Origin of the sequence: Zavarzinella sp. (assembly GCA_041399155.1) — a bacterium.
GTDB lineage: Bacteria > Planctomycetota > Planctomycetia > Gemmatales > Gemmataceae > JAWKTI01.
Genome location: JAWKTI010000001.1, coordinates 749,283 through 775,171 on the forward strand (window position 1 = coordinate 749,283; position 25,889 = coordinate 775,171).

Annotated in this window: 19 protein-coding genes and 1 pseudogene; 10 read left to right on the forward strand and 10 right to left on the reverse strand. The window is 50.5% G+C overall.

The annotated features are described in order from the left end of the window. Positions 1 to 91 precede the first annotated feature (91 nt). Positions 92 to 619 (reverse strand): nucleoside 2-deoxyribosyltransferase domain-containing protein, encoded by a 528-nt coding sequence (locus R3B84_03165; GenBank protein MEZ6139550.1) that lies wholly within the window; start codon positions 617 to 619, stop codon positions 92 to 94. A gap of 83 nt (positions 620 to 702) precedes the next feature. Then, a complete protein-coding gene (locus R3B84_03170) occupies positions 703 to 2,511 on the reverse strand; it encodes an AbgT family transporter (protein ID MEZ6139551.1) in 1,809 nt (602 codons plus the stop codon). 602 nt (positions 2,512 to 3,113) lie between these two features. On the opposite strand from R3B84_03170, the pseudogene R3B84_03175 reads away from it, so the two are divergent. The 4 genes and pseudogenes from R3B84_03175 to R3B84_03190 all read left to right on the forward strand — a co-directional run bounded on the left by R3B84_03175 (position 3,114) and on the right by R3B84_03190 (position 6,745). Next, a pseudogene (locus R3B84_03175) lies at positions 3,114 to 3,305 on the forward strand (tyrosine-type recombinase/integrase). A 46-nt stretch (positions 3,306 to 3,351) separates the two neighbouring features. Continuing rightward, positions 3,352 to 3,645: a hypothetical protein gene (locus R3B84_03180; protein ID MEZ6139552.1), complete on the forward strand. Its 294-nt coding sequence runs from the start codon at positions 3,352 to 3,354 to the stop codon at positions 3,643 to 3,645. A gap of 611 nt (positions 3,646 to 4,256) precedes the next feature. Then, a complete protein-coding gene (locus tag R3B84_03185) occupies positions 4,257 to 5,849 on the forward strand; it encodes a gamma-glutamyltransferase (protein MEZ6139553.1) in 1,593 nt (530 codons plus the stop codon). A 17-nt stretch (positions 5,850 to 5,866) separates the two neighbouring features. Continuing rightward, positions 5,867 to 6,745 (forward strand): ATP-grasp domain-containing protein, encoded by an 879-nt coding sequence (locus R3B84_03190; protein MEZ6139554.1) that lies wholly within the window; start codon positions 5,867 to 5,869, stop codon positions 6,743 to 6,745. A gap of 379 nt (positions 6,746 to 7,124) precedes the next feature. Here R3B84_03190 and R3B84_03195 read toward each other — a convergent pair whose 3' ends face one another. Continuing rightward, the gene (locus tag R3B84_03195) at positions 7,125 to 8,402 is read right to left on the reverse strand and encodes a PQQ-binding-like beta-propeller repeat protein (protein MEZ6139555.1); all 1,278 of its coding nucleotides are present in this window, start codon (positions 8,400 to 8,402) and stop codon (positions 7,125 to 7,127) included. Positions 8,403 to 8,653: 251 nt separating this feature from the next. On the opposite strand from R3B84_03195, the gene R3B84_03200 reads away from it, so the two are divergent. Next, positions 8,654 to 8,899, forward strand: coding sequence for a hypothetical protein (locus R3B84_03200; GenBank protein MEZ6139556.1), 246 nt, complete (start codon positions 8,654 to 8,656; stop codon positions 8,897 to 8,899). A 21-nt stretch (positions 8,900 to 8,920) separates the two neighbouring features. Continuing rightward, positions 8,921 to 10,480, forward strand: coding sequence for a glutamate--tRNA ligase family protein (locus tag R3B84_03205; GenBank protein MEZ6139557.1), 1,560 nt, complete (start codon positions 8,921 to 8,923; stop codon positions 10,478 to 10,480). A 540-nt stretch (positions 10,481 to 11,020) separates the two neighbouring features. On the opposite strand, the gene R3B84_03210 is transcribed toward R3B84_03205, so the two are convergent. The 4 genes from R3B84_03210 to R3B84_03225 all read right to left on the reverse strand — a co-directional run bounded on the left by R3B84_03210 (position 11,021) and on the right by R3B84_03225 (position 14,426). After that, positions 11,021 to 11,203 carry a hypothetical protein gene (locus tag R3B84_03210; GenBank protein MEZ6139558.1) on the reverse strand — a complete coding sequence of 61 codons (183 nt, stop codon included), beginning with the start codon at positions 11,201 to 11,203 and terminating at the stop codon, positions 11,021 to 11,023. A 161-nt stretch (positions 11,204 to 11,364) separates the two neighbouring features. Then, a complete protein-coding gene (locus R3B84_03215; GenBank protein MEZ6139559.1) occupies positions 11,365 to 12,768 on the reverse strand; it encodes an IS4 family transposase in 1,404 nt (467 codons plus the stop codon). A 3-nt stretch (positions 12,769 to 12,771) separates the two neighbouring features. Further along, positions 12,772 to 13,317: an SseB family protein gene (locus R3B84_03220; GenBank protein MEZ6139560.1), complete on the reverse strand. Its 546-nt coding sequence runs from the start codon at positions 13,315 to 13,317 to the stop codon at positions 12,772 to 12,774. Positions 13,318 to 13,589: 272 nt separating this feature from the next. Then, positions 13,590 to 14,426: a peptidylprolyl isomerase gene (locus R3B84_03225; GenBank protein ID MEZ6139561.1), complete on the reverse strand. Its 837-nt coding sequence runs from the start codon at positions 14,424 to 14,426 to the stop codon at positions 13,590 to 13,592. A 284-nt stretch (positions 14,427 to 14,710) separates the two neighbouring features. Between R3B84_03225 and R3B84_03230 the strand changes: the two genes are divergently transcribed. The 3 genes from R3B84_03230 (at position 14,711) to R3B84_03240 (ending at position 16,966) form a co-directional block, all read left to right on the forward strand. Further along, positions 14,711 to 15,265 (forward strand): PEP-CTERM sorting domain-containing protein, encoded by a 555-nt coding sequence (locus tag R3B84_03230; protein MEZ6139562.1) that lies wholly within the window; start codon positions 14,711 to 14,713, stop codon positions 15,263 to 15,265. Between the two features lie 70 nt (positions 15,266 to 15,335). Beyond that, positions 15,336 to 16,130 (forward strand): ABC transporter permease, encoded by a 795-nt coding sequence (locus R3B84_03235; GenBank protein ID MEZ6139563.1) that lies wholly within the window; start codon positions 15,336 to 15,338, stop codon positions 16,128 to 16,130. Positions 16,131 to 16,141: 11 nt separating this feature from the next. Next, positions 16,142 to 16,966 (forward strand): ABC transporter ATP-binding protein, encoded by an 825-nt coding sequence (locus tag R3B84_03240; GenBank protein ID MEZ6139564.1) that lies wholly within the window; start codon positions 16,142 to 16,144, stop codon positions 16,964 to 16,966. Here the strand turns inward: R3B84_03240 and R3B84_03245 are convergent. Next, positions 16,890 to 17,600 carry a putative metallopeptidase gene (locus R3B84_03245; protein ID MEZ6139565.1) on the reverse strand — a complete coding sequence of 237 codons (711 nt, stop codon included), beginning with the start codon at positions 17,598 to 17,600 and terminating at the stop codon, positions 16,890 to 16,892. The two genes, R3B84_03240 and R3B84_03245, sit on opposite strands and share 77 nt — an antisense overlap. After that, positions 17,600 to 18,721 carry a serine hydrolase domain-containing protein gene (locus R3B84_03250; GenBank protein ID MEZ6139566.1) on the reverse strand — a complete coding sequence of 374 codons (1,122 nt, stop codon included), beginning with the start codon at positions 18,719 to 18,721 and terminating at the stop codon, positions 17,600 to 17,602. The genes R3B84_03245 and R3B84_03250 overlap by 1 nt, the downstream gene beginning before the upstream one ends. A 181-nt stretch (positions 18,722 to 18,902) precedes the next feature. Here R3B84_03250 and cysS point away from each other — a divergent pair, with 181 nt between their 5' ends. Next, positions 18,903 to 20,456 (forward strand): cysteine--tRNA ligase, encoded by a 1,554-nt coding sequence (cysS, locus tag R3B84_03255; protein ID MEZ6139567.1) that lies wholly within the window; start codon positions 18,903 to 18,905, stop codon positions 20,454 to 20,456. Positions 20,457 to 20,533: 77 nt separating this feature from the next. On the opposite strand, the gene R3B84_03260 is transcribed toward cysS, so the two are convergent. Next, on the reverse strand, positions 20,534 to 25,702 hold the full coding sequence (locus tag R3B84_03260) for a cadherin domain-containing protein (protein ID MEZ6139568.1): 5,169 nt from the start codon (positions 25,700 to 25,702) through the stop codon (positions 20,534 to 20,536). Between the last annotated feature and the right edge of the window lie 187 nt (positions 25,703 to 25,889).

The following is a 25,889-nucleotide window of genomic DNA, read 5'->3' on the forward strand; positions in this document are numbered from 1 at the left end:
AGTAGAGCCTCAAGGCAGCACCATTGTTAGATGTTAGAGCCAACAACAAACTGCTTCAGAAAACTCAATGAAATTTTATTGAGAAGGAAAGTTACTCCTCTACTGGAGAAGTTCCCGGGGCTGTGTGCGTTTGCCCAACAAGAGTGGCGGCTGCGTTGCATACAGCAGCAAGGCTGGTTACCAGAGGCACCAGTGGGCAGTCCTGACGGAAGCGATGGCGGATATATTTTGCTCCACTGAACCCATCTTCGATGCCGACAGCCAACTGCACTCCATCCCGTTCATGGCGAACCTTCCACTCTGCCAACTCGAATCTCGAGGTCTGTGCGTATGCCCGCCCAGGAATGCTTTCCGCTTCGCGAGCCAGCCAGAATAAAATTACCCCTTCGCTGGCAGCCCGCCGTAAATGAAATGTTTCCCAGTCGACTTGGGCTGCGTAATCGAAGTCACGTGAGCGGTCCAGCCTTCGCGGTGATGCAACCGACACATGAGGTGTGTTTTCGCTGAACCACTTGATCGCTTCCGCATGCCAATGTGGGGCACCCTGAATCGGACCAGCCAGGAAAACCAGTGGGCCGTCGATTGGTATAATTGTTGTCGGAAAAAGCACCGAACCCACAAAACTTCCTCATTTGCACAATTATTCAACAGACAGAATAACATCTACTCAACAACCTTGCTCCCAGCCAAACTACTGTGGGGCTATGATGGCTGGTACGTATAAGGTGCTTCGATTCCCAGTGGAATGCCGATTGCCCAGTAAATCAGCAGAAATGCGGTCCAGCACACCAGAAAACAGATCGAATACGGCAGCATCAGTGCGGTCAGCGACCCGATCCCCGATTTCTTCACATATTTCTGGCAGAACACCACCACCAGTGGGAAGTAGGGCATCATCGGTGTGATAATGTTGGTGGTGGAATCCCCCACGCGGTAGGCTGCCTGCGTCATTTCCGGCGAAATCCCCAGCAACATCAGCATTGGCACAAAAATTGGTGCCAGCATCGCCCATTTGGCAGAAGCCGACCCCACCAGCAGGTTCGCACACGCTGTCAGGAAAATGATGCCCAGCACCACCGCCCACGAAGGCATATTCGATTGTTTCAGGAAATTGGCACCTTTCACCGCCAGCAGTTTGCCAATGTTCGATTCCGAAAACGCACCGATGAACAGTGCGGCAAAAAACACCAGCACAAGGTAATAACCCATCGTTTCCATTGCCTTGGTCATTCCCTTCACTGCGTCTCGGTGGGACTGGAACTTGCCGGAAGCAAACCCAAAAACCAGCCCAGGCACAATGAACATCAGGAAAATCAGTGGGACAATCGCCTCCATCAGGCGGGAACCCGCAATGGGCTTCACCACGGGCTTGAAGGTGCGTTCCATCGCCTTGCCATCGCGTTCCACCACCACCTTCACCGGTGCCTTGGCGGTCATTCTGGTGAAAGAATTCTCATAATCTGCCTGATTCGCAATGGGCAAACCATTAATGGATTTTAATAAATCGTTGGCTGCGATTCCTGCTTTACCAGCCGCACCGTCGGGTGCGACGCTTTCCACCACCATTCCTTGTGGGGTGGGGGCCACTTTCAGACCTAAATCGTATTCGCGGCTGCCCATGGAGGTCAGTTTGCCTCGCACATCCCGCAAACTGGAGTTGGCAGGCACCATCCAGGCAACCAGCAGGGCCAGCAGCACTCCCACGGAAGCCAGGCTGAGCCACATGGCGACCTTTTCCCGCCTGTTCAGATCCTGCATTTTGGGCATATCTTCAGGATTGCCATCCACTTCGGTGGCTTTCAGGCGGGGTTCAATAATGCGATCGGTAATAAACCAGCCGAGCAGAATAATCACCAGCGACGATGCTGCGGTGAAAAAGATATTGCACAACGGATTTACCGGACGGTCGGCATTCAGAATTGCCACCCCTTCCTGGGTAATGCCGGCCAGCATCGGATCGAGGCCGGAGGCGATGAAATTGGCACTGAACCCACCCGAAACACCCGCAAACGCAGCCGCAATCCCTGCCACCGGGTGGCGACCTGCGGCATAAAACATCACCCCACCGATCGGAATCACCAGCACATAGCCGGCATCGGCTGCGGTGTGGCTCATAATTGCCACCAGAATCAGCATCGGGGTCAATAATAACCGAGGAGTTATATTCAAAAGCGATTTCAGCACCGCATTCAGGAAACCGGAATATTCCGCAACACCCACGCCCAGCAGGGCAACCAGCACCACCCCCAGTGGGTGGAAACCAGTAAACTGCTTTACCATTTTCGAAAGAAAACCGGCAAAACTGTCCAGCGTCAGCAGGTTTTTCACCGCGATCGGTGCGGTTTCGCCCGGCACAGTTTCTGTGAAAGTCATGCCCGACAGCCAACTGGAAAGGCACCAGGTCAGGATCAGACCCATGAAAAACAGCACCGCAGGATCGGGCAGTTTATTGCCTAACCACTCAATGCCATCCAGAAAGCGGCTGATCAAGCCACGAGATTGGTTATTCATCTGGCGGGGGACTCCCAAGTAAGTTTGAAATAGGAGACATTATAAACGGATCAGCCCGAATTCCCACAAAAGGGGGATTTTGGCTTTGGTAAAACAGTTCGGCTCCACAGGTGACACCGCCCACATGTTTAGGAAGGTGCAATGGACCGTGTTACTGTTTAGAGGAATTGGCTATTTTGCGAGCCTCAGTACCAACTTCCGCTAGGGCTTGCTCAATTTCTGCTTCAGTGTGGCCTATTTCTGCTAGCAAATGAGTATAGTTTTTTTGTAATTTGAGTAGTTCGGATGATTGTAGGTTGTTTTTGCCCATTTGCAGCACTACACTCCTTTCATCTTAACTCTTCTTTTGCGGGCACGATGTCCGACTCCAACCATTGCAGATAACTCGCAGTGCACCCAATAAACTGACGACCAACAACAACAGTCATTCCCGCGCAGGCGGGAATCCAGTTTTGCCCATGTACGGTATCTTTCTGTATCGCATTCCGGTTTTTGATTGCACTGCATGAATTTACTGGCTAAAATGCAGTAAATAGAGGCTTTTCCTCATGATGTATCACAGCATTTGCAGTGAGTCACAACAATTACGAAACTCATGACTGCACACACTCCGACACTCGTTTGCCACTCACCTGATTTAGGCGGGTGATGATATCCGTACGGTGCAGGAACTCCTTGGTCACAAGGATGTTAGAACAACGATAATATACACTCATGTATTAAACGCCAACGACCGGGGCGTTGCAATTCCAGCCTATTGCTTGCCTGAATTGCAATCTAACGCGGAGTGTTAATATGCATGACACGCAGGCTAATAACTAGTTTGGGGGTATGCCACAAATGTCAGATTCACACTTCCTTGACCTGTTGAACACCTTGGGACGCGAGACCTGCGAAGTGTTAAGCCCCATTGTCGGCGAAGACGTGGTTGAACCCAATGATGGCTACGAACTTTTCTCTGCCATCTGCGGCAGGGAGTTTGATTCGGCCAAACTCGATTCACTTACTGCGGCTGACTTTGAGGCAATCTGTGAAAACGCACGTGATCATTTCGAGTGCGATTCAATCGAACTTTATCATATTCGTGAGATCGCCTCGAAGACAATCGACCACTGGCCCATCGATACCCCCTAACCAGCGGCTGGCTTAACAGGCCCTGCGATTGCGCATACTAAAGGTGCCGGCCGCAGGCGGCCAAAGTGAGCGATTGGAGCAGGAATCGCTTCGTATCCACTCCGCGACTCTGCTCAATCGCGGATCCGTTCGGCGGGAGAGGGCTTAGTGCTGGCAAAGCGGCGAAGGCTGTACACATCGGTTGCGGCCTTGGTCCGTCAACTACATAAGCCACATGAGGCGATCTGGAACTGGTCAGACTATCGAACCGGTGAGGTCAATGTCTTCCTCGGCCCGCCGGCGAGGCGTAGCCCGGAAGAGTAGTTCTGGGGGGCGAGCGGACGGTCGCTGCACTTCCGAAAAGTCGGTGGCCGGTGGGTTCTCGCGGGTCAAGGTTTTTGGCGGATATAAGGAGGCCACCCCAGGAACTTCCTCTACCTAAGACTAACATTTCAACAAATCTCAGTTGAATTATCCCATTATTGAAAGATAAAATTGCTTATTCACCGCGTAACGTTGGGCGGGGTGAGATTTGCGCAAATACAGTTCACGAAACGTCGATAAGCCCCCACCAGAAAATGACATAGATTAACATTCAATAGTGCTGACATCCTGGTGAAAAGAAGGTAATAATGTTTTCCAGAAGATCTTTTTTAGGCAGTATGGCAGGCACTTGTGCCACCAGTTTGCTGCCGATGCCCGCCCAGGCTCAGCGATCTGAGAGAAAGGATCACTACGCTGTGGGTGAAAAAGCGGGTGTCACAGCAACTTCTGTTCAGGCCTGTGATGCTGCTCTTTGGGCACTGGAACAGGGTGGAAATGCGGCAGATGCCTACATTACTGCCGCCATCACACAGACGGTATCCGAGCCGGGGCTGACCTCACTGGGTGGTGCCTTTGGCATCAACTATTTTGCAGCCAATAAAAAGCAAACATCAACCACTGTCGGCCTGTTAGGACCTGCATCGGCAGAACCCTACGATTATGACCGTACTTCTCCCGTCACGCAAACAGGTCGGGCAATGCCGGTGCCCGGGTTTGTTGCTGGCCTGTATGAAGCACATCGTCAATATGGTCAGCTTACTTGGGAAAAACTGTTCCAGCCTGCAATCCGCTATGCAACTGAGGGGTTTCTGGTTATCCCGGATATTATTGAAGCTGCCAAAAGAAAAGCAGTGAAAGATCCAGAATCAAAACTGGTCTGGCAGCATCGAGGTGAATTTCTTACCCCTGCTCAACCATTGATCCAGACGAGACTGGGAAAACTGCTGACCCAGATTGCGAAAGACGGTCCAGAAGCATTTTACACAGGTGAATTTGCAAAGAACTACGTAAAGAGGGCAACTGCCGATGGCGGAAAAATGACGCTGAACGATATGAAGACCTGGAAAGACCGCATCCGCACACCAAAACTGGATTTGCGCGGCAATTACCGTGGTTATCAGATAGCAAGTGCACCGCTGATTATCTACGCAATGCACCTGAATGAGGCATTAAACCTCAGAAAAAGTGGTAGTGCCAGGGACAACTCCGATTCTCTGTACAGGCAACTTCGGATTATGGAAGAGGTGTTTCTTTCTTCCAAAAAATTGAACCAGGAAACCGAAGCGGACTTTCTTGACCCCCTTTTTGCCAGCAAGCGAGCCGATTTTGTATTGAACAGTCCCCATCGCGACTTTACTCTGGATGCGCTGTTTAACACCTGTTTTCTGGTGGTACGTGACAATAAAGGTAACTGTGCCTGGGGGACACACTCGATCAACTCACCATCTGCATTTGGTGCCGGAATCATGGTAGACGGTGTTTATGCTTCTTATGCCATTAACCGCGATCATGTACATGGAACTGGTGCAACTGCTGCTGGAATTACGACCAATTTTGCGCTGTTCAAAAATGGTGTGCCGCGACTGATTGCCGGCTCTCCTGGATATGGTTTTGTCCATGGTCCTTATCAATATGGTACGGCCCTGATTGAATGGGAATTGTCTCCCGCGGAAGCGATGAATCAGCCACGTTTCAGTATGCCGAATTCAAAAGGCGAAATCATCTTCGAGCAACATTACAGTGCCAAAGTTCTGGAAATGTTGAAAACGAGAAAATTTGCCCACCAGGTGACCAGGCCCTCCAGCAGTACCGGTATTGTGGGTGCATATTTTGCAGATGATCAACAGAAATTGCACTTTGTCCAGGATGGTCGTCGCAGTGGATTTGCCCGCGCTGATTAATCAGGGATCGCTATTAAATGATGCAATTGCTCTTTCCACAGAATGAAATGCTGAAGAAACTGCCTGAGCCGATTTTCGAGGCTGAATACGATGCGGCCAGAGCAGTGGGATTCAACACGTTACTGTATTCCGAAGAGATGCGTTCCTCTGAAGGGCCGATTGCAGCCTGCCGCCATTTCCCAGAAGGGGATGGTTCAACATTGTTGTACCGAGGCTGGATTTATTCCGAACAGGATTATTTAGACTTTTATCATGCCTTGGGGAAACGTGGCTATCGGCTGGTCAGTTCGCCAGAACAATATGCAGAAGTAACCTATCTACCGAATTACTATCCGAAAATTCGCGAACTCTCTCCACTGACTGTATGGACGGAAACTCCCGACACTTTTGAGGCTTACAGTTGCAGTCGGAAGCTGGGGAATGGTCCGTTTATTCTCAAGGATCATGTCAAGTCGGTGAAACATCTGTGGCACGAAGCCTGTTTTGTACCTGAAGGTATCGGGAGGGAAGGGTTTGAGGAAATGGCCGCAAGACTTTACCGCGAACAGGGAAAATCGTTCCACCGTGGATTTGTTGTCAAACAGTTTGTACCGTTAAGCCTGCGTGGCGACAGCCCCAGGGAATATCCCCAGTGCGAAGAGTATCGGCTGTTTTTCTGGAACAGCAAACTATTGGCTGCTTCTCATTATTTCAATCTCCCAGCACTTCGCACCGAATGGGAATCGATCAGTAAAATTGCAGCACGTTTCACATCTCCATTTTTCACGATGGACGTGGCAGAAACGGTTCAGGGTGATTGGCTCGTGGTAGACATGGGTGCCGGCGAATGCTCCTCAATACCACCCAGTTTGCCCGCAGAGACGTTTTACCAGCGTCTGATGGATAGCTGCTGCTGATCCGAATAATGGTTCCGCTGGCGAATTGTACCTGTGTAAAAAAATCAGCGCAATTACAAGGCGATCAGGGCACATTTTCCCGTGCTTTCTTCCACAATCACCAGAGGGTGTTATCGATCGTTAATTGGGCTGAAGAAACTGCCTGAGCCGATTTTCGAGGCAGAATACGATGCGGCCAGAGCAGTGGGATTCAAAGCGTTGCTGTAGGCTGGGAAATGGTCCGTTTATTCTCAAGGATCATGTCAAGTCGGCAAAACATCTGTGGCACGAAGACTGTTTTGGACCTGAAGGGTTGATATTGAATGTGACCGCTACGACACCAGGTTGCCTAGAAAGCAAGCGAGCTGAAGCGGGTGACAACCGATGGAAATTTTCCAAATTACTTGCTGATTCGAATCAGTTGGGTGCCCGAACGTACAAAAAAGGAGTGGTCAGCCACGGCAACTCCATACAGAATGGGATCGCCATAACTTCCAAATCCCCCTTTCTGTTCTGGTGCGTCGGCTGACTTGGCGTCTGCCCACAGTTTATTGGTGGCTAACAGGTCAAATTCTTTGCCTGCCTTCAACACCGTGGTGGTACCATTTTTACCAAAACAGAAAATTTTCCCTTCTGCGGCGACTGGTGTTGCCCAGCACGGTCCATCAATCCGTTCGGAATACAGCTCTTTACCGGTTTTCAGGTCAATGCAGGTCAGATTGCCCACCGCATTCACGTAGTAGACCAGACCTTCGTACACCAGTGGGGAAGCATAACTTGCTAATCCCGCCTTTGCCGACCAGCGCACGGTTTGTTTCCCATCCATTTCCAGACAGAAATTCGATTTGGCATCGGCAGCCGGTTCTTTCCCACGTGGGTTACTGCCACCTACCACAATTGCCCCATCCACCACCGTTGCAGAAGGGATCGTGTTGCCTGCCACTCCCGTCATTTTCCAGATTTCCTTACCTGATTGGGCATCGTAGGCACAGACACTGCCATTACTGCTGCAAACTACCATTTCCTGGGTGCCATTTTTGGTATAAACTGGGCTGGACCACGACATTTTGACATCACGATCAGTTTTCCAGAGCGTTTTGCCGGTTTTTTTGTCTACCGCCAGCAGATAACAAGGTCCGTTATGATCAATCAGGATAAACAAACGATCGTCTGACTGACAAGGCGACGCACCGATGCCGTGGCCACCTTGAAATTCGCCATATTCTTTGGCAATAGAACGTTCCCATAAGAGTTTGCCTGCGTGGGTGAACGCCAGCAGATTGCCACCTTCGAAGAAACAGTAGACCCCGTTGGCGTCCACACAGGGTGTGGGTGCGGCCCGACTGACTGAAAATCCCGATTTCACCTGAATGGTGGGGGTGAATTCGTGCATCCATTGTTGCTTGCCGGTGGCGGCATCCAGGCCCACCACAAACCCTTTTTCCCTCATTTCACCCGCAACAGCAGTTACAAATACCTGTTTGCCCCACACTACAGGTGAAGATTGGCCGTAACCGGGCAGATCCGCCGTCCAGGTAATATTTTTGCTGGCGCTCCAGGTTTCTGGTAATTGCTGCTCGGTGCTGATATTGTTGCCTGTCCCACGAAAAGCGGTCCAGTTGCCCGCAATCAGGGCGCTGGGCAGCAAAAACAACGCACACATTCCAAGTTTTAACATTCATCAAACTCCATGTAATCTCTGTTCATTTTAAGGCAATCGTCAGCTTACAAGTTCTTTTTTCGCAAGGGCAGCGTGCTTACGTAAATACACGTCCCGCACGTGTTCGTATTACCTAGTATTACATTTTAGGAATTGATTCCGCATGGCGGCTTCAAATTTTGATCAAGTTTCAAAATTCTCACACACGCAGCGTAGATTCTCGAAAAGCAGGCTCAAAGTTTCATTCCATCGTGTGAAGATGTCTGAAAGTGTCTTTGTTTTTTGGGGCCTATCGCGAAGCCCGCAGTTACTTGCTGAACAAAGAATGCATTCGTGAAGTCAACTACACCAAAACCGCGCGCTATCTGATCACGCGGGCTATTTTTAAGGATCACGCGGGTTATTTTCGGTACTGTTTGAAGCACAGGCCGTTTCTGAAACGGATGACTACGAATCGGACAGCGAACCCTGACAGTTCCCCCGGGATCAATATCTCTAAATCAATTGGTGTTTGAAACGGTTTTTTAGGGATTTCCATGATTCGGACTCGATTTGCCCCCAGCCCCACCGGTTTTCTCCACGTGGGGGGTGTTCGCACCGCCTTGTTCAGTTGGCTGCTGGTGCAGCGACTTGGCGGGCAGTTTATCCTGCGAATCGACGATACCGATGAACAACGCAATCAGGTGGAGGCACTGCAGCCGATTCTGGATGGGTTTCAATGGCTTGGCCTGACGTGGGATGAAGGCCCGTCGCTGGATGGTGCCACCAGCCATGGCCCGCACGCACCCTACTTTCAGTCGCAACGCAACCAGCTTTATGTGGATGCTGCCGAAAAACTGCTCGCAGCGGGGCTGGCCTACCCCGATTACATGACGAAAGAAGAACTGGAAGCTGATCGCGACAAGGCGAAGGCTGCCAAAAAGCCCTATATCCATCGTGGGCCGCTACGGGATGCGGACCCCGCAAGCAATCTGCAGCGCTACCGCGAGCAACCCGCCCCACTTCGTTTTAAGGTGGATGCTGGCCGCACGATACAGATTGACGACATGATCTGTGGGGCCGTGGAACAGCGAGCCGACCTGATTGGTGATCCGGTCATTCTGCGGGCACCGAATGAACAAGGCATTGCCAGACCGCTCTACAATTTTGCCTCGGTGGTGGATGATATCGATATGAAAATCACCCACATTATTCGGGCACGCGAGCACCTGTCGAACACATACACGCAGCTGCTGATGTTCGAAGCACTGCAGGCCCCATTGCCACGGTTCGGCCACGTACCGGTGGTGAATCGCAATGGCAAAAAGATGAGCAAACGCGATTTACCCCCACCCACGGAAGAAGAACGGACGAAGCTGATGATGCTGGGTTGGACAAATCAGCAGATTGATGACAGCGGCATCAATCTGGCGACGGTGGCTTACTACAAAGAGCTGGGTTATCTGCCCCAGGCACTGGTGAACTATCTGGGTCGCCTCGGCTGGTCGCTGGATGATAAATCCGAACTGATCCCACTGCCGGAAATGATTCAGGCGTTCGATATGGAAACCGGGATTGGGCGGATCAACGACTCCCCAGGGGAGTTTGACCCCAAAAAACTGTTCTGGGTGCAGGATGAATACATGAAGCAACTGCCTCACGAAGAGAAGTTGCATCAGGCACTGCAATTCCTGCAGCGAGCCAACGTGGTTGCCAATCCACCGACGGAACAGGAGCATTCGATTGTCGACCGCGTGGTGCAGGCGGCTGGGGATCGGATGAAAATTTTCTCAGATATTCTGTTTTACGCCACCCCACTGCTGCATGCACCCGTGTATCAGGCGAAAGCGGTAGAAAAGCATCTGTCAAAACCAGCCGCACAGGAACATCTGGCTGCACTGGCGGGGGAACTGGCTGCCGCAGGAGACTGGACCCCATCCGAACTCGAGCAGGTGGTGCACCGCTATTGCGAGGCAAAAGCGATCAAAATGAAAGAAATTGTCCAGCCACTGCGGGTGGCACTGATTGGTATGGAAGTGGGCTTCAGCCTGTACGACACCATCGCCATTCTGGGCAAAGAACAAACTCTGGAACGGATCCAGAATTACCCGAAGTAGCATTCATTTAGGTGCAGATGATCCAACAACTCTCTGCGGCTCTTCAAGCTGCCAGCAGTGCGATTGCTGGCGCAAGCACGCAGATGGAGCATGCCTGGAAAATTTGTGCCCCACATATGACGCACGATTGAATTCGAGTTGATTGCCCTGGTTTCCCGCTTTCGCGGGAATGACGATTCTGGTGGGCATCAGTTTATTAGGTGCACTTCGGGTTTCTGGATTCCCGCCTTCGCGTGAATGACGGTTTCCTTCAAAATTTCTTTGTGACTTCGCGACTATGCGTGCGAAATCAGCCGCGGCAAATGTAAATTCTGTTTCCTGATGCTTCTGGTTCGTTTTGTCCTTTGGAATTCATGAAGAAATTTGTCTTCTTGGCGACGTGGCGTCTTGGCGGTCGTTCATTAATAAGAAATTCCCTTGCAGGCGATGAAGGCGAAAACCAACCGTGGCTAACGCCATCGGCTCATAAAACAATTACCTTTTTCTATCTTTTTTCGAGAAGCTGGGGTGCGGTCAAAGTGAGAAGTCTTGGATTCCCGCCTACGCGGGAATGACGATTCTGGTAAGTCGACTGCCAGGTACTGACAGAATTGCTTTCGCAATTTCTTCTGGTGTGTAGATATATGACTCCCAGTCATCGGCATAACTGTATGCTTGATTCGGCAATTCGTAAGGTCCCCAAACCAGCGAAAATTCGGTCAAATCGAGCAAAGGATCTGCCACCGGAGACCTCAAGGAAAATATTGAAATCCACGATTGAACCTGCCGCGATCGTTCTATTTGACTGTTACCAATTGATACACGTAACAGCGGACTTATACATCAGATCGGCAATGTTCATTCTACACGGGTAGTTTACCCCATTGATGTGAAGGTCTTGGACATCATTTTTTTGCTCGCTTCATCACCCTAAAGACTGAATCGTGGCAAGTTGTCTGTTTCAGTTTTTGGGGTTTTGGATTTGGAATTTTTGTAGGATCTGTACGCCCTACTTTGCTTTTTGCCCACTTCTTTTTCCACAGATTGCCCAATAATTCAGTTAGTCTTTCTAATATCCCCACTTCTTGTTTGATCCCTTGAAGCAGCATCTGCACATCGCGCGTTCGAAGCAATCGCGTTGCGGCCATCACCTCATCTCGGATATCTCGCCAGAGCATTTCGCCAGATACTTCATCTATTTTCTTTCCGTTTCCGACCGAAATATGCCATTTGATTGCTTCTGTAATGTTAAATAAAATGAGGCAAAGCGATGCTTGTATTAAACCAGCCTCTGGACTGGTACCTATCAAGTGACGCAACTGAAACACTTTTGTAATCGTCGCGTATACACGCTCAATATCCCAACGATAGCGATATATCTCTGCGATGTCGTCTGCAGGGTATCGTTTCGAATCGGTCAGGTCTGTTAGTAGTTGTATCTGCACTTTATCGCGGATAATGCTCAGTCGGCGTACTGCGATCAATTTCGTATTCTTTTGACTTGTGATCCAGCCATGTTCTTCGATAAGTTTTCGGCCATATCGGTCTTTGCCAATTCTCGCTGGTTTTTCCGGATCTTGAATAAATTGGGTAATGCTTGCAACTCGTAAAACAAAATGGCACCCGTCATCCTTGATCATTGCAATATGCTTGTAGAAACCATAGCATCGATCCGCCACAATTAATTTCTCGCCGCAATGGTCTTTCAGCTGTTGCAAAAGTGGAGCTAACAAGCGTGTTTCACTTGCTTCTCCATCCAATTCCGAAGCCATTTCCATTACCAGACCAGTACTCAGATTCACTGCAACAAGTGCTTTCCCTCCAAGCAATTTTGATGCATTTTGCTTGCTTATTCTTAAAGGAAGAAGGCGCCGCATCGTATGCTTAATTACTTTGCCATCAACGGCGACAACAGTAAGTTTGCAAAGAGATTTTGGTAATTTAGAAGTCATTTTTCTTGGCAAAAGCTTTGAAATAGCCCGATAGGAATGCGAAAGGAGCCCCGCCCCAACCTCTGGCGGCATATGCGCTAATTTGTCATAAAACGCTTTGAGCGATGTAGGCAATTCACCGTTTTCAGATGCATCGATCAGACGAGCCCTGGCAGAGTGATCGGGAGAAATCAGTGAATCTCGCAACAATTGGAAAAATGAAGAGAATGTCAAAATACGAGTGTAGGTGCGTCCACGATTTGATTGATAGATCGCTTCAAGCGTATTATTTTGGAAAATGTCATCAAGCATGAGGAAAGCGGCTTCGGCTAAAGGTAGGCGTGATAAAGCCTCTGAAGCGAATGAATTTGAAGTCATCTGTCAATCCTTGACAAAACATAAAACCTTACTCTTAAAGAACTTAGCCAAATCCTCCCAGCAGTTCAAGACCTTCACACCAATGGGTAGTTTACCCTGGGCCATTAACTCAACATCAGCACGGGTCAGTTTGCCTCCGGCGGGGCCTGCTGGATTGATAATTACCTCCATAATACCATATTCGAGAATAGTCTCGAACAGCTTCGATGCTGTGAACACCAGAAATTCCGGTGAGTTAGGCTGCCAGCGTTTCAAAGCACAAGGATCAGAAAATGCGACCAGGGTTAATTCGCCCTGCTCGTTCTGACTTGCTGTGATAGTAGTACCACCCGCATCATTATTGCTTGATGGCACACAATAGTTACTCGTTGACAAAAGCAGGTAAAAATTGCGGCGGTTCTCTACGGTAGGTTCTGCGGTGAACGCTTCAATAGCACAGTGCAATTCTTCGTTCAGAAGACGATCAACGCCATTGGGGTTCCACAAGTTTTCCATGTTGGTTGGCTCTGGAGTTCTACGCTGAGAGAACAACCGATTAAAGATGCCCATTGAGGTCTCCTGTGCTGACTACGGGCTAGCGCTTGAGCAGTTGCGGAAATAGAGAAGAAGTATTTACACCTGAATCGCAGGTTGGGGCTGCTTGCGATCTACAGTATTAGTATACACGCAACAGTGAACCTAACGGTAGCTAGCGGAGGATTCGTGTTTTTTGCCATGATGAGTGGTTACAATTAAAAGCAGGAATCGCATAGAGAGTCCGAATCTGCTGCGACACTCAAGGAGCAAAAACTGCTTTACGTACAAACAAATGAACTCTCGCCTTACTGCCCCACTTTGGGTGGGGTGGATTTCCAGGTGGCGCGTTTAATGATGATGGGCTGTTCTGGCTGTTCAGCGGTGGGGTCGAATTCCAGCGGCAATATTTTCCCCAGGCCGATTTCCTGTGCCACTTTTAGCCCGTTTTGCACTTTCCCCACAATACTATATTGCGAATCGAGCAGTGGCGATGGTGCGAGGGCGATATAGAATCGCACACCACCGGAAGTGGGGTCCTCATCGTGCCACCAGCCCACGGTGCCCGTTTCGTGCTTCAGGTCCGGGCGGATTTCCGGCGTCATGAAATAGCCCAAATGGCCGATTCCCGGGTCGCCGGTGGCAGTGGGGCAACCTGCCCGAATCATCTCCAGTGGGTGCATTTTCCCCTGCTCGTCCTGAACCTGGTGCCGCACCACACGGTCGAATTTCAGGCCGTCGTAGTAGCCCGCTTCCACCAGTGCAATAAAGTTGCGCACGTGGTTGGGTGCCCACTCCGGCTGCAGTGCCAATTCAATATCACCCAGGCTGGTTTCCAGCGTCACCACGGGGTTTAGCCATTCGCCTTTCTCATTTTTCAGTTGGATGGTGGGCCATAATTCTTCGACTTTTTGCCGCACCTTCGCGGTGGATTTCCCTGCTACCGTGCTGTCAACAGGCAAACGCTGACCATTGGGCACGGTGCTGAGGGTATCCCTCGAAAAATCGGGTTGAGAATCTGGCACCGACTGTGCCGCAGCAGAAGTGGTACTGGATTCCGCAGTGGGAGAAGACGAATTATCCCCACAGCCAAATGATGAGAGAAATATGAATATCGCAATCGTTATATAAGACATTGGTTTCATCGCTCGTCTGCCTCCTGCGTGCGGATACCATGTTCTTTCGGATGATAGTCTGGAGATCATTTTATGAAAAGAATCGGAATGCCGTTCTTCCGCTTTGTGCGCATCGTCATGAAGAGTGTCGAGATAATATGAGAAATATTTCATTCAAGTTCCTGCCCCACTTCCCTAAAAACCGGGCTTGACCGATTTTCCGGTTCTCGATTACGATCTGTCATGTTCAGAGAATTGCCGTCCGATGGGAACAAATCGGACGCACAATGGAGACAAAACCAGGAGGGTTCATCATGAAATACATCACCATCTCGTTATGTAGTCTGGCGTGGATTGCATCAGTACAGGCAGGCCTGATCCCCACAAATGTCAGCATTACCCCTGAAGGATCGTATTACCGCTACACGTATTCCGTTAATCTGCAATCCGATGTCACGATCGTTCCAGGGGATTATTTCACCCTGTACGACTTTGCCGGCATGGTCGATGGCAGTGCCACCGGACCAGACAACTTTGCTTTTGGCAGCAGTGCGTTGGGTTCCACACCTAATTATTTAAGTCCCAATGACGATGCCAGTGTGCCAAATGCCACCTGGACCTACACCGGAACTGATCCGTTGGTGGGACCAGAGAGTCTTGGCCAGTTCAGTCTCTTAAGTATTTACGGAAACCCTACTTACGACGATTTTACCGGTCAAACGCACCGCACCGTCGATGGGATTCTGAACTCCAACATTACCGAAACATCGGTACCAGTGCCAGCACCCGGTGTGCCAGAACCTACCAGCTTACTGTTGCTGGCCGGTGCCATCCCACTGGGACTGTGGTACCGCAGCCGAAAATCTTAACAATTGCTCTTCCCATTCAGTGGGAGTAGGCTATACCACGTTTTTGTGAAATCAAAAGGCCAATGTCGGTATGCGAACATCGCAATTAGCCACCATCTGGGAATATCGCTATTTCTGGCTGTCGCTGGTTCAGATGGATTTGAAGACCCGCTATCGGCGCTCCTTGCTTGGGGTGGGATGGTCGCTGCTGAATCCGATCATGATGACCATTATCTTCTGTGTCATCTTTTCTCAATGGTTTAAGCAGGATTGGCGAGCTTCCGCACCGTATTATCTGGGTGGGCTGGCAGTTTGGGATTTTATCCGCCAGTGTGCCATTCAGGGTGCGTACACCTTCATCCGGACAGAGCCTTACATTCGGCAATCGCCACTACCGTTGGCGGTGTATACCATCCGCACCACGTTGAGCTTTGGGATTCACTTTTTCATTGCCACGGGTCTCTTCATCGTTACCGCTTTCATTTTCTATCCTGGCAACAGGCTGGAACTGGTGAAAGTACTTCCTGTGGTATTTTTAGGCCTGTTGATGATGATGGTGTTTGGCTGGGCGATTTGTGCCTTTTTCGCCTACTTGACGGTCAACTTCAGAGATGTCATTCAGTTGATTGAAGTGATTTTCACGATGGCTTTCTTTCTGACGCCTATTATCTATCCGTATGAAGTGCTGATCAACAAAGGTAAATTGTGGCTGGCAGATATCAATCCGGCAGTTGCATTTTTCCGCATGATCCGCGACCCACTGCTTTATGGGCAGTATCCGGAGGCGTATCAGTTTGGGCTGGCAGTGCTGTTCACGGTTTTTTTCTTTAGTGTGGCCATGTGGATGACCATCCGCAACGAAAAGCGGGTTATTTTCCAGTTGTAAGGAGAGCAAACATGGCTAGCAAAGATACCCACGTGCGGCTGGAAGATGTTCACCTGCATTTTCATGTGGCAAGCAAAACTTCGCTGAAGGAATATGTGCTGAAGGGCCTGTTTCTGAAACGAGCCAGCAGCACTCGCGACGTCCACGTGATCCGTGGGGTGTCGCTCGATCTGCGGGAAGGCGATCGGCTGGGAATTATTGGGCACAACGGTGCGGGCAAAAGCACCCTGTTGAAACTCATTGCGGGCGTTTACCCACCCTCTGCCGGTGTGCGGGATGTGCGGGGCAAAATCTGTTCCCTGTTTGAAATTAACCTGGGCTTTGAATACGAGGCCACCGGCTGGGAAAATATTCGCTACCGTGGCTATCTGCAGGGCGAAACCCCCAGCACCATCAGCAGTAAAATCTCTGAAATTGCCGACTTCGCCGAACTGGGCAATTTCATGGATATCCCCATCAAATATTATTCCGCAGGGATGATGATGCGGCTGGCGTTTGGTATCGCCTCGTCGGTGCACCCGGAAATTCTGCTGATTGATGAAGTTCTGGCGGTGGGGGATTTGCAGTTTCAGCAAAAAGCGAAGGCCAAAATGCAGGGCCTGATGGATGAAGCGGGCCTGATGGTGTTGATTTCCCACGACCTGATTACCGTGAAAGACCTGTGTAACAAAGTAATCTGGATGGAGCAGGGCAAAGTAAAGATGTGTGGGGAACCGGAAGAAGTGACGGCTGCCTACCTTCGCGAATCAACTGCCCACCCTACTCCAGTGGGGGCGTATCAGGAACCAGTCGCGGTTGCCCAGGATGGTACCCCACCACCTGCGGAAACTCTTTGATCAGTGCTTTCCAATCCTGATTCAGATGGGGATCGTTGCTGATTTCCGGCAGATCATTCAAATATTGATGTGCCCACTGTACCATCGTCTGGTGGAACGAATCCACATTGCCCGCGTGGTGGCCCTTTTTCCCAAATCTGCGAAAATCTCCATCAAAGGCTGGCCCCACGTGGTACAGTTCGTGCACCACAGTTGCCAGTTGCTGCAATGCGGGCATATTCTGAAAACGTGGTAAGTACACTTCCAGCAAATAGAGAATCCTTACTTTCCCTATCTCCCAGGTAGGGTATCGATAGCGTTGCTCTTTTTTCCACAGATAAGGGGAGCCTTCTTCCCCACGCAGCGGAATCAGACGTGCCATAATTCCGTGGGCAGTTCGCTGTCGTGTGCGGGTAATCCCAAAAATGATTCGTGTGGGATCGATATGGTACAACGCTGGCACGTGCGTGCAGCAGATCAGTGCCAGTGATCGCACCCACGCAGAATAATCAAATGATTCTTTGAGTATTTTGGGCTGTTTTCCCGAACGAAACAGTTGGTGCTGCGTCCGCACCCCTGTTTGACGAATCGCCAGCAGTGGCACATCTGCCCACGTGGGCCAGTTTCGATCTTCCGATGCTTTCTGCCCACTCATCACTTTGACATTTGCTTGATTGTCTTGGCAATTTCCGTTGCCACTTCGGCACGCACGGTGTTGATCGAACCACTTTGGGGCATATGCACACGGTTCGTCAGCAGGATGACCGCAGATTTCGTCGGCCGATCTACCCAGATGCTGGTTCCGGTAAAGCCGGTGTGCCCGAAGCCGCTTTTCTTTTCAAACGCCGTCCCACTTTGGGAAGAATATGCCGAAGAAACGTCCCAGCCATAGGCACGACCAAAAACCTGGCTTTTTGGTTCCAGCATTGCCTCCCAGGTGGTGGATTTCAGGATCTTACCAGTGAAAATCGCCTGCACAAATGTCGCCATGTCGTCTGCGGTGCTGAACAAGCCCGCATGGCCTGCAATCCCACCCATTGCCCAGGCACGTGGGTCATGAACCTCACCACGAATCCATTGTTGATTTCGCTGTGCGGTGGGGGCACATTGCACACGTAGATTTTCTGGCACCAGAAAATGAGTATTTTCTAATTTTAATGGCTGTGCCACGGTCTTTTGGAAGTAGTCTGCCAGATTTTTCCCACTGAGTCGTTCCACCAAGTGGCCCAGTACGATAAACCCAACGTCGCTGTAGACCATTTTTTCGCCCAGTGGGGTTCGCAGTGGCAGTGCGGCAATCTTTCGAAGTGCGGCTTCCTTCCCACCTGCATAATCTGCCAGCGAATTGTCGGCAATCAGCCCACTGCGGTGCTGCAATAAATGAGCAATTGTTAATTTTTCTTTGCCGTTGGCAGCAATTTCTGGCCAATATTTGGCCACCGGATCGGTTAATTGCAACTTCCCTTGTTCCCACAGATGAAAAATGCAGGTCGTGGTAGCAACGGGCTTGGTCAGCGATGCACAATCGAAGATGGTAGCCACGGTCATCGGTTGCTTTTCTGGCTGCAACTGCTTATTTCCAAAGGCTTTACGGTAAACCACCCCCTGATTCAACACCAGCAGCACCGCACCGGGGAACTTCTGGGCTCGAATCGCCTCTTCGATAATCTCCTCTGCCTTTGGGCAGGTGAATGGCTCTTTTGCATTGCTAATTTGGGTAAAACAGGCAAAAAATGCCACCAGGGCCATCGACTTGGAAAGCGGGTTCAGATTCATCGATAACTCCTTATCAAATAATTACTTATGAAAAATATCGTGGGACAGTAGCAGATTTCCGGTTCTCCCCACAAACAGTGGGAGGGGCGCTGCAATTGCAATTCACGCAATTTGCTGGAACCAAAGTCCGATAAAATTGGTCTATGGAAGTCGGGCGACAGTCTGAAGGAGAGACGATTCAATGCCACTGCAGATTTACAACACGTTGGAACGGACAAAAAAGCCTCTGGCGAAAGCACCAGGCGAAAAAGTAACGATGTATGTCTGCGGTCCCACGGTTTACAAACCCAGCCACATCGGCCATATGGTGGGCCCGGTGATTTTTGACACCGTGAAACGCTACCTGCAATACCTGGGCTATCCCGTAGAGTGGGTGGTCAATATCACCGATGTCGACGACAAACTGATTGCCGCAGCCGAGAAGCAGAATACCACCGTGGCAGAACTGGCGGAACGGATGACGGCCGACTACTTCAAATGCCTGCAACAACTGAACGTGACAGGCATCGATCAGTTCCCACGGGCGACGGAATATATCGACAACATGACGGAAGTGATCGGCAAGCTGATTGCGACCGATTTTGCGTACCCCGCTGATGGCGATGTCTATTTCAACGTGGCACAGGATACCGATTACGGCAAACTGTGCGGCTTTGATCCCGAAGAACTGGAAGCGGGCAGCCGCATCGAAGTGGGCACCCGCAAGAAGAATCCGGGCGATTTCGCCTTGTGGAAATGTGCCAAACCGGGCGAGCCCGCCTGGGACAGTCCGTGGGGCAAAGGCCGACCGGGCTGGCACATCGAATGTACCTGCATGGCGATGAAACTGCTGGGCGAAACAATCGACATCCATGGGGGTGGTCTGGATTTGCGTTTCCCCCACCACGAAAACGAGCTGGCTCAGTCGGAAAGCGTTAGTGGCAAACCATTTGCGCGAATCTGGATGCACAACGGCCTGCTGAAAACCGGCAAATCGAAAATGGCAGGGTCCGTGGGGAACGTGCTGAACGTGGCGGACGCTCTCCAGCACGTTTCGGGCGAAGTGCTGCGGTTTTTCATGCTGCAGACGCACTACCGCTCTCCCATTGACCTGGGTGAGTGGGAACCCGGCAAACCCGACGCCGGACCGATCCCACCTGGGCTGGTCTCCGCACGCAAAGGTTACGATACCTTTGTTCGTTTTGCTGAACGCTACCAGCGAATTATCGGAACCAGCTTCTACGACCTGCAACCAGCGACCACCGCGGCAGAACGGGAGAAACTGCCACTGCCGGACGGACTGAAAGAGCATTATGTGCGGTTTCGGGAAGTGATGGACGACGATTTCAACACCGGTGGGGGCACTGCCACAATGTTTGAGCTGGTGACATCACTCAATGCCATGGCCGATGCAAACAAACTGGAAGACCCAGCAAATCGTTCTGCTGTCGCACTGGAAGAATTTCATCAGGGGTCGATACTGCTGAAAGAATTCGGCAACCTGCTGGGCATTTTCCAGCACGCACCCGAAGCGGCCAGCATTGGCGGTGGGGATCAGTTGGTCTCTGGCCTGATGGATCTGCTGATTGAACTGCGGAACAACCTCCGCACGTTGGCAAAGGGGATTACGGATAAAACCGACCCCACCCGCAAGGGACTGTTTGACCAGACCGACATCATCCGCAAGCGACTTGCAGAGATCGGCGTGACACTGGAAGACCGCACCGGCGGCACCACCTGGCGCATTGAAGGGTAAGCTGGTGTATTGACGGGTAAGACCTTATCGGTCATTCCTTCGAGTTATCTGTCCAAATACAACGGCATATTGAAGGATCAGTCAGGAAGCTGATTCGCCGGCATCCACCCCGCCCCTTCCAGCAGGGCAAGGATGGAGAGGCCAGCACGATATCCGTAATAAGTTCCATTGACAGAAGTCAAGTCCGTGTACATTGTGTTGATCCATTGCTGATGCAGAGAATCTGACAATCTGCTTGCAGCCATCAGCCAGCGTTCAGTACCAATATCCAGGTAATTACTTGGTGGATTTGCGACAGTATCGACCTTGTTAAACAAACTCAAGCTAGGATCGATGCCAGCGACAGCAAACAACTGTACTAAATAATGCGGATAGTAATCACTAAAGCCAGTAGAGTAAACGCCATTGCGATTCAACGCCCAGTTGTAGTATTGCCCAGCACTGTTCCAGTAACCACTAAGGCCAAGTTTCACACGGTTCGCACGCTGCAGTGCATCTGCACTTTGGACTTGGTTTCCTAGTTCCTGAAATGTATTGGCGACGGCAGCTAAGCCATTCAGTACTTCATCATTATCCATGAAATATTTAAACTGATCAATCATTCGAGCAGGTATTGTTTTCGGATGGGTATTGATGTAAGTGACCCATTCGGCAGTATGCCCCCATGCCAGTCCATCGGTTTCATCTGTCAGTTCAAGTAGCAAGTTATAACTACGATTGATTGCAATTAGTAGATCTGCCTGTTCTTGCGTAGTCAGTTCGTCATAGCCACCTGCACGGATAAAACGGTCCACAAATTGCAGAAACAATGCTGCAGAACTATCCATTGCATCCATGTAGATCGGGTATTGTGCAGCGTTTGCCTCATCACCTTCGATAGGCGTATAAAGTCGAATTGTTGGATTGGCAACTGTGCCAACGTAATCCAGCCAATATCCATCTTCTTCCTGATTCTGGATCTGCCAACGTAACCAGTCTGCAGCAACCTGCAGTGCATCTGCATCTTGTGTCCATTCGTGGTACGCAAGCATCGCCATCATCGAGTGATTGGCAAAATAAGGTGCAATCCAAATGGAAGCATTTGGATTATTTGCATCAATTTCGACCATGTTGATTGCACCACTGTTTAGCTGGCTATTCTTCAAGTAACCAATTAAACGTGCAATCTCACTTTGATCAATCAAAACAATCCGAATGTCCGCCTCTGAAGAGAGAGAACCATCGCTTACTCTTGCACGCAATGTGAAGATCGATTGATTAGCAAGATTGTGACTAGTATTGTAAGTAACAGTTCCATTGGATGAAATCATGAACACATCGTTCGGATCTCCACTCACTTCTGTAAACGTTAGCGATGCACCAACATCCGGATCTGTTGCTGTTAGCATCCCTACCGTAGTCGAATTGTCTGCATGTATAAACGTTGCTGACTGAAGCGTGGGGGCTTCGTTCACATTATTAATGACAATCACGACCGAAGCGGTACCAACCAGACTCGTTGCATCCGTGGCACTGACGGTCAGATTTCGCTGTGTCAGAGCCTCAAAGTTCAGCAGCGTACCATTCGCAACACGAATCTGCCCTGTAGAGCTGTTGATTGAAAACGCACCGTCACTGTTACCGGTGGTAATTGCATAAGTAATGCCACTACCTTCCGGATCCGTAGCCGAAACTGAACCAACAACAGTATTGTTCGCCGAGTTTTCATTAACACTGAAGTTGTACGTTTCCTGGCTGAAGACCGGGGCTTCGTTCACATTCGTCAAATTGATCGTCATTGTGGCATCGGTCGTGAGAGTTCCGTCTGATACCCGCACCACCACGCTGTACGTGGGTGCGGTTTCAAAGTTAAGAACGGCAGAATTCACACGAATCTGGCCATTGCTCGAATTAATCACAAACGGCGTACCGGTGGTGATCATCGTAAAGGTCAGTGGGGCACTTTCCGGATCGCTGGCAAGCACCGTTCCCACGAGCGTGTTCACGGCACTATTTTCAGACACACTGAAGGTCTGATTCGCCATCACAGGTGGTTCGTTCACATTATTAATTGCAATCATCACAGAAGCAGTGCCGACCTGACTCGTTGCATCGGTGGCACTGACTGTCAGATTTCGCTGTGTCAGAGCCTCAAAGTTCAGCAGCGTACCATTCGCAACACGAATCTGCCCTGTAGAGCTGTTGATTGAAAACGCACCGTCACTGTTGCCTGTGGTAAATGCATAAGTAATGCCAGTACCTTCCGGATCCGTAGCCGAAACTGAACCAACAACAGTATTGTTCACCGAGTTTTCATTGACACTGAAGCTGTACGTGGGCTGGCTGAAGACCGGTGACTCGTTGACATTGGTGACGTTGATCGTCATTGTGGCATCGGTCGTGAGAGTTCCTTCTGATACCCGCACCACCACGTTGTACGTGGGGGTCACTTCGTGGTTCAGCACCGCAGAGTTCACACGAATCTGGCCATTGCTCGAATTGATCACAAACGGCGTACCGGTGGTGATCATCGTAAAAGTCAGTGGGGCACTTTCCGGATCGCTGGCAAGCACCGTACCCACGAGTGTGTTCACGGCACTATTTTCCGGCACACTGAAGGTCTGATTCGCCATCACTGGTGGTTCGTTCACATTATTAATTGCAATCACCACTGAAGCAGTGCCAACCAGGCTCGCGGTATCGGTGGCGCTGACGGTCAGATTTCGCTGTGTCAGAGCCTCAAAGTTCAGCAGCGTACCATTGGCGACAGTAATCTGGCCCGTGGTGGCATTGATTGCAAATGCCCCGTCGCTGTTACCTGCGGTAATGGCATATGTCAGCGCGGTGCCTTCCGGATCGGTGGCAGAAACTGTACCTACAACGGTATTGTTAGTGGCGTTTTCATTCACATTAAAGTTGTACGTGGGCTGGCTGAATACCGGTGGCTCATTCACATCGGTCACATTGATGGTGATGATGCCTGTATCGCTTTTACCGCCAACAACTTCGTTGGCACGTACAGTCAACTGGAAGCTGGGTAGCGTTTCATGGTCAAACAGTGCCGGGTTGGCAACCGTCAGCACACCCGTGGTGGCATCAATTGCTACTTTGCCATCAGCATTCCCACTAATAATGTCGAACGTCCAGGCTTTGGTATCCGGATCGATCGCATCCACCCGACCGATCACCGTATCCACAGGCGAATTTTCCGGCACATTGAATGTCTGGTTGTTTAACAGTGGGGCCTGATTCTGGTAGTTGGGGTTGAAAATCGCCCGCATTGCCAATCGGCCTTCAGTGGCACCATCGTTTACCAGAACTTTCAATTCCAGTCGTTGTTTCACCGCGGGGTGAAGTTCAAATGTCACCACGCCCGTTTCTGGATTTCTGGAAAACGTGGCGGCGGGTGCCATGCCACTGGTGCCGTAAATCAACGCCGGGTTATTGTGGGCGGCACTGCCCAGCGAAGCCACGACGGGACTGCTGGTAATCCCAACGCCGTTCCAGGCTTTGAGGTCGCCATTCGGCATCAAAACGTAATATCCACCCCCCGCTGCATTGCTGCCGTTGGTGCTGAGGAAGTACCATTCCTGTTCACCACGGAAACTGAAAGCAAAGGGGGCTCGTGTCAGGCCGAAACGATCTTTCGCTTCAAATAAGGGATCTCGCACCACGGTGGGGCGGGAAGTGGCAATTGACGCAGGGTTACTGTACGCACCCGTGCCCGCAAGATCCGCTACCGCAGGAAGTTGCAGCGATGTGTTAATCGACAGGCCATCCCACGCATAGAGCTTGCTGTCCGGCATCAGGAAGTAGTAATTCCCACCGACAGGGTTCGAATTATTGGTAGCAGCAAAGAAAAATTCCTGCCTGCCAAAAAAGTTAAACGCATACGGTGGTGCGGTAAGCCCGAACCGCATTTTCACATCGTACAATGGGCCAGTGTTAACGTAAGTAGTTGCTGCAACTGGATTTACTGCACGGTACAACTGCTGAGGATTCAAGCGAACCGTGGGATTGTTGTACGGGGCTTCATCGAAATCTGCTACACGATTGGAAGCCTGAACGGTGCTGACGAACGTCACTCCATCGAAAGCATACAAAGCGTTGTCATTCGCGATCACATAATAACCACCGTTGGCTGCATTGCTGCCGTTGGTGCTTTCAAACCAGAACTCCTGCTGGCCAAAAAAGTTATAAGCGTATGGTGGATTCGTCAGCCCCAGCCTGGTTTTCAGTTCGAACAGGGGTGCGGGTGTCTGCACCACACCAGTGAACTGCCGCAACAGATTATCCCCGTTCGGATCGGTTACGGTGGGCTGTAGGTTAATCACTTCCTGCCCAGGCCCGAATTCAACTGCTGTCGTGCCTGTGATGGTGGGGCGTTGATTTTCCACCTGCAGGTCGAAGGTGCGGCTCTGCTGAATGCCATTTCGCGTGGCAGTCACTTGAATGCTGACATTGCGGGCAAACGAGGGATGAAAATCGACTACCAGTTGCTGACCCACCACCTGAGCAGAAACGCCGGGCACAGTACTGTGCTGGGCGTTGGTGAGCAGGCCGGGGTTCTGATAAACATTCCCCACACCAAGCAGATTGAAATCTACTTCCAGTGGGCTGCTGGCCAGCGAAACGCCATTGTACCGCACCAACTGATTGGTGGGCAGCAGCATAAAGTAGTTGAAACCAGTGGGATTGCTGCCATTGGAGCTAATGAGAAACTTCTCATTAGCTCCAAAATAATTGAAGTAAGTAGCGGTCTGCTTCAGCCCCAGCCGATCGCTGATTTCTGCAAGCAGACTCGTTTGCGTAACCGTGGGCACCTGCGTGGCACCCGTTAGAATTGCTGGATTCTTGTAGATATCGTTCGATTCGGATTGTGAAAACGGATTCGCGTTAAAATCAGCCACGGGTGTGGCATTCAGCGTCGCACGAATGTTGCCCCGCCAGGCATACAGGCGATTGGTGTCAAACAGCAGGTAGTAGCCACCGTTGGCTGCATTGCTGCCGTTGCTCGAAAGAAAATACTTTTCCCCCGCACCGCGGATGTTCTGTGCGTTCACCAGTTCCGGTTGCGTCAGTCCCAATTGCTGTTTCAAGTCAAAAATTGGGTTACTGATGGCAATCTGGTAAGTCGCTGGCAACCCGCCATGCATATCGTTAAGACCATACGATTGCTGCAGCACACCATGATCGATGGTGAATGTCGCGGGGAGACTGCGGTCTTCCAATGGTAGCAGGGAAAGTCGGGCAGAAATGTTGGACATAGGAGGCTCTCTTGATGGACTACAACAGTTATAACAAATCCCCAGGCAAAATCTGACTCAATTTTCTAAAAATTGTGCCAGGAAAATACTCTTCATATTTTCTTCATATTTGTACCACACTTCTTTTGTGGGCTGGCTTCTTGAATAACGCTGCACATGGCCCAAAACGGACACCATATTCACCAGA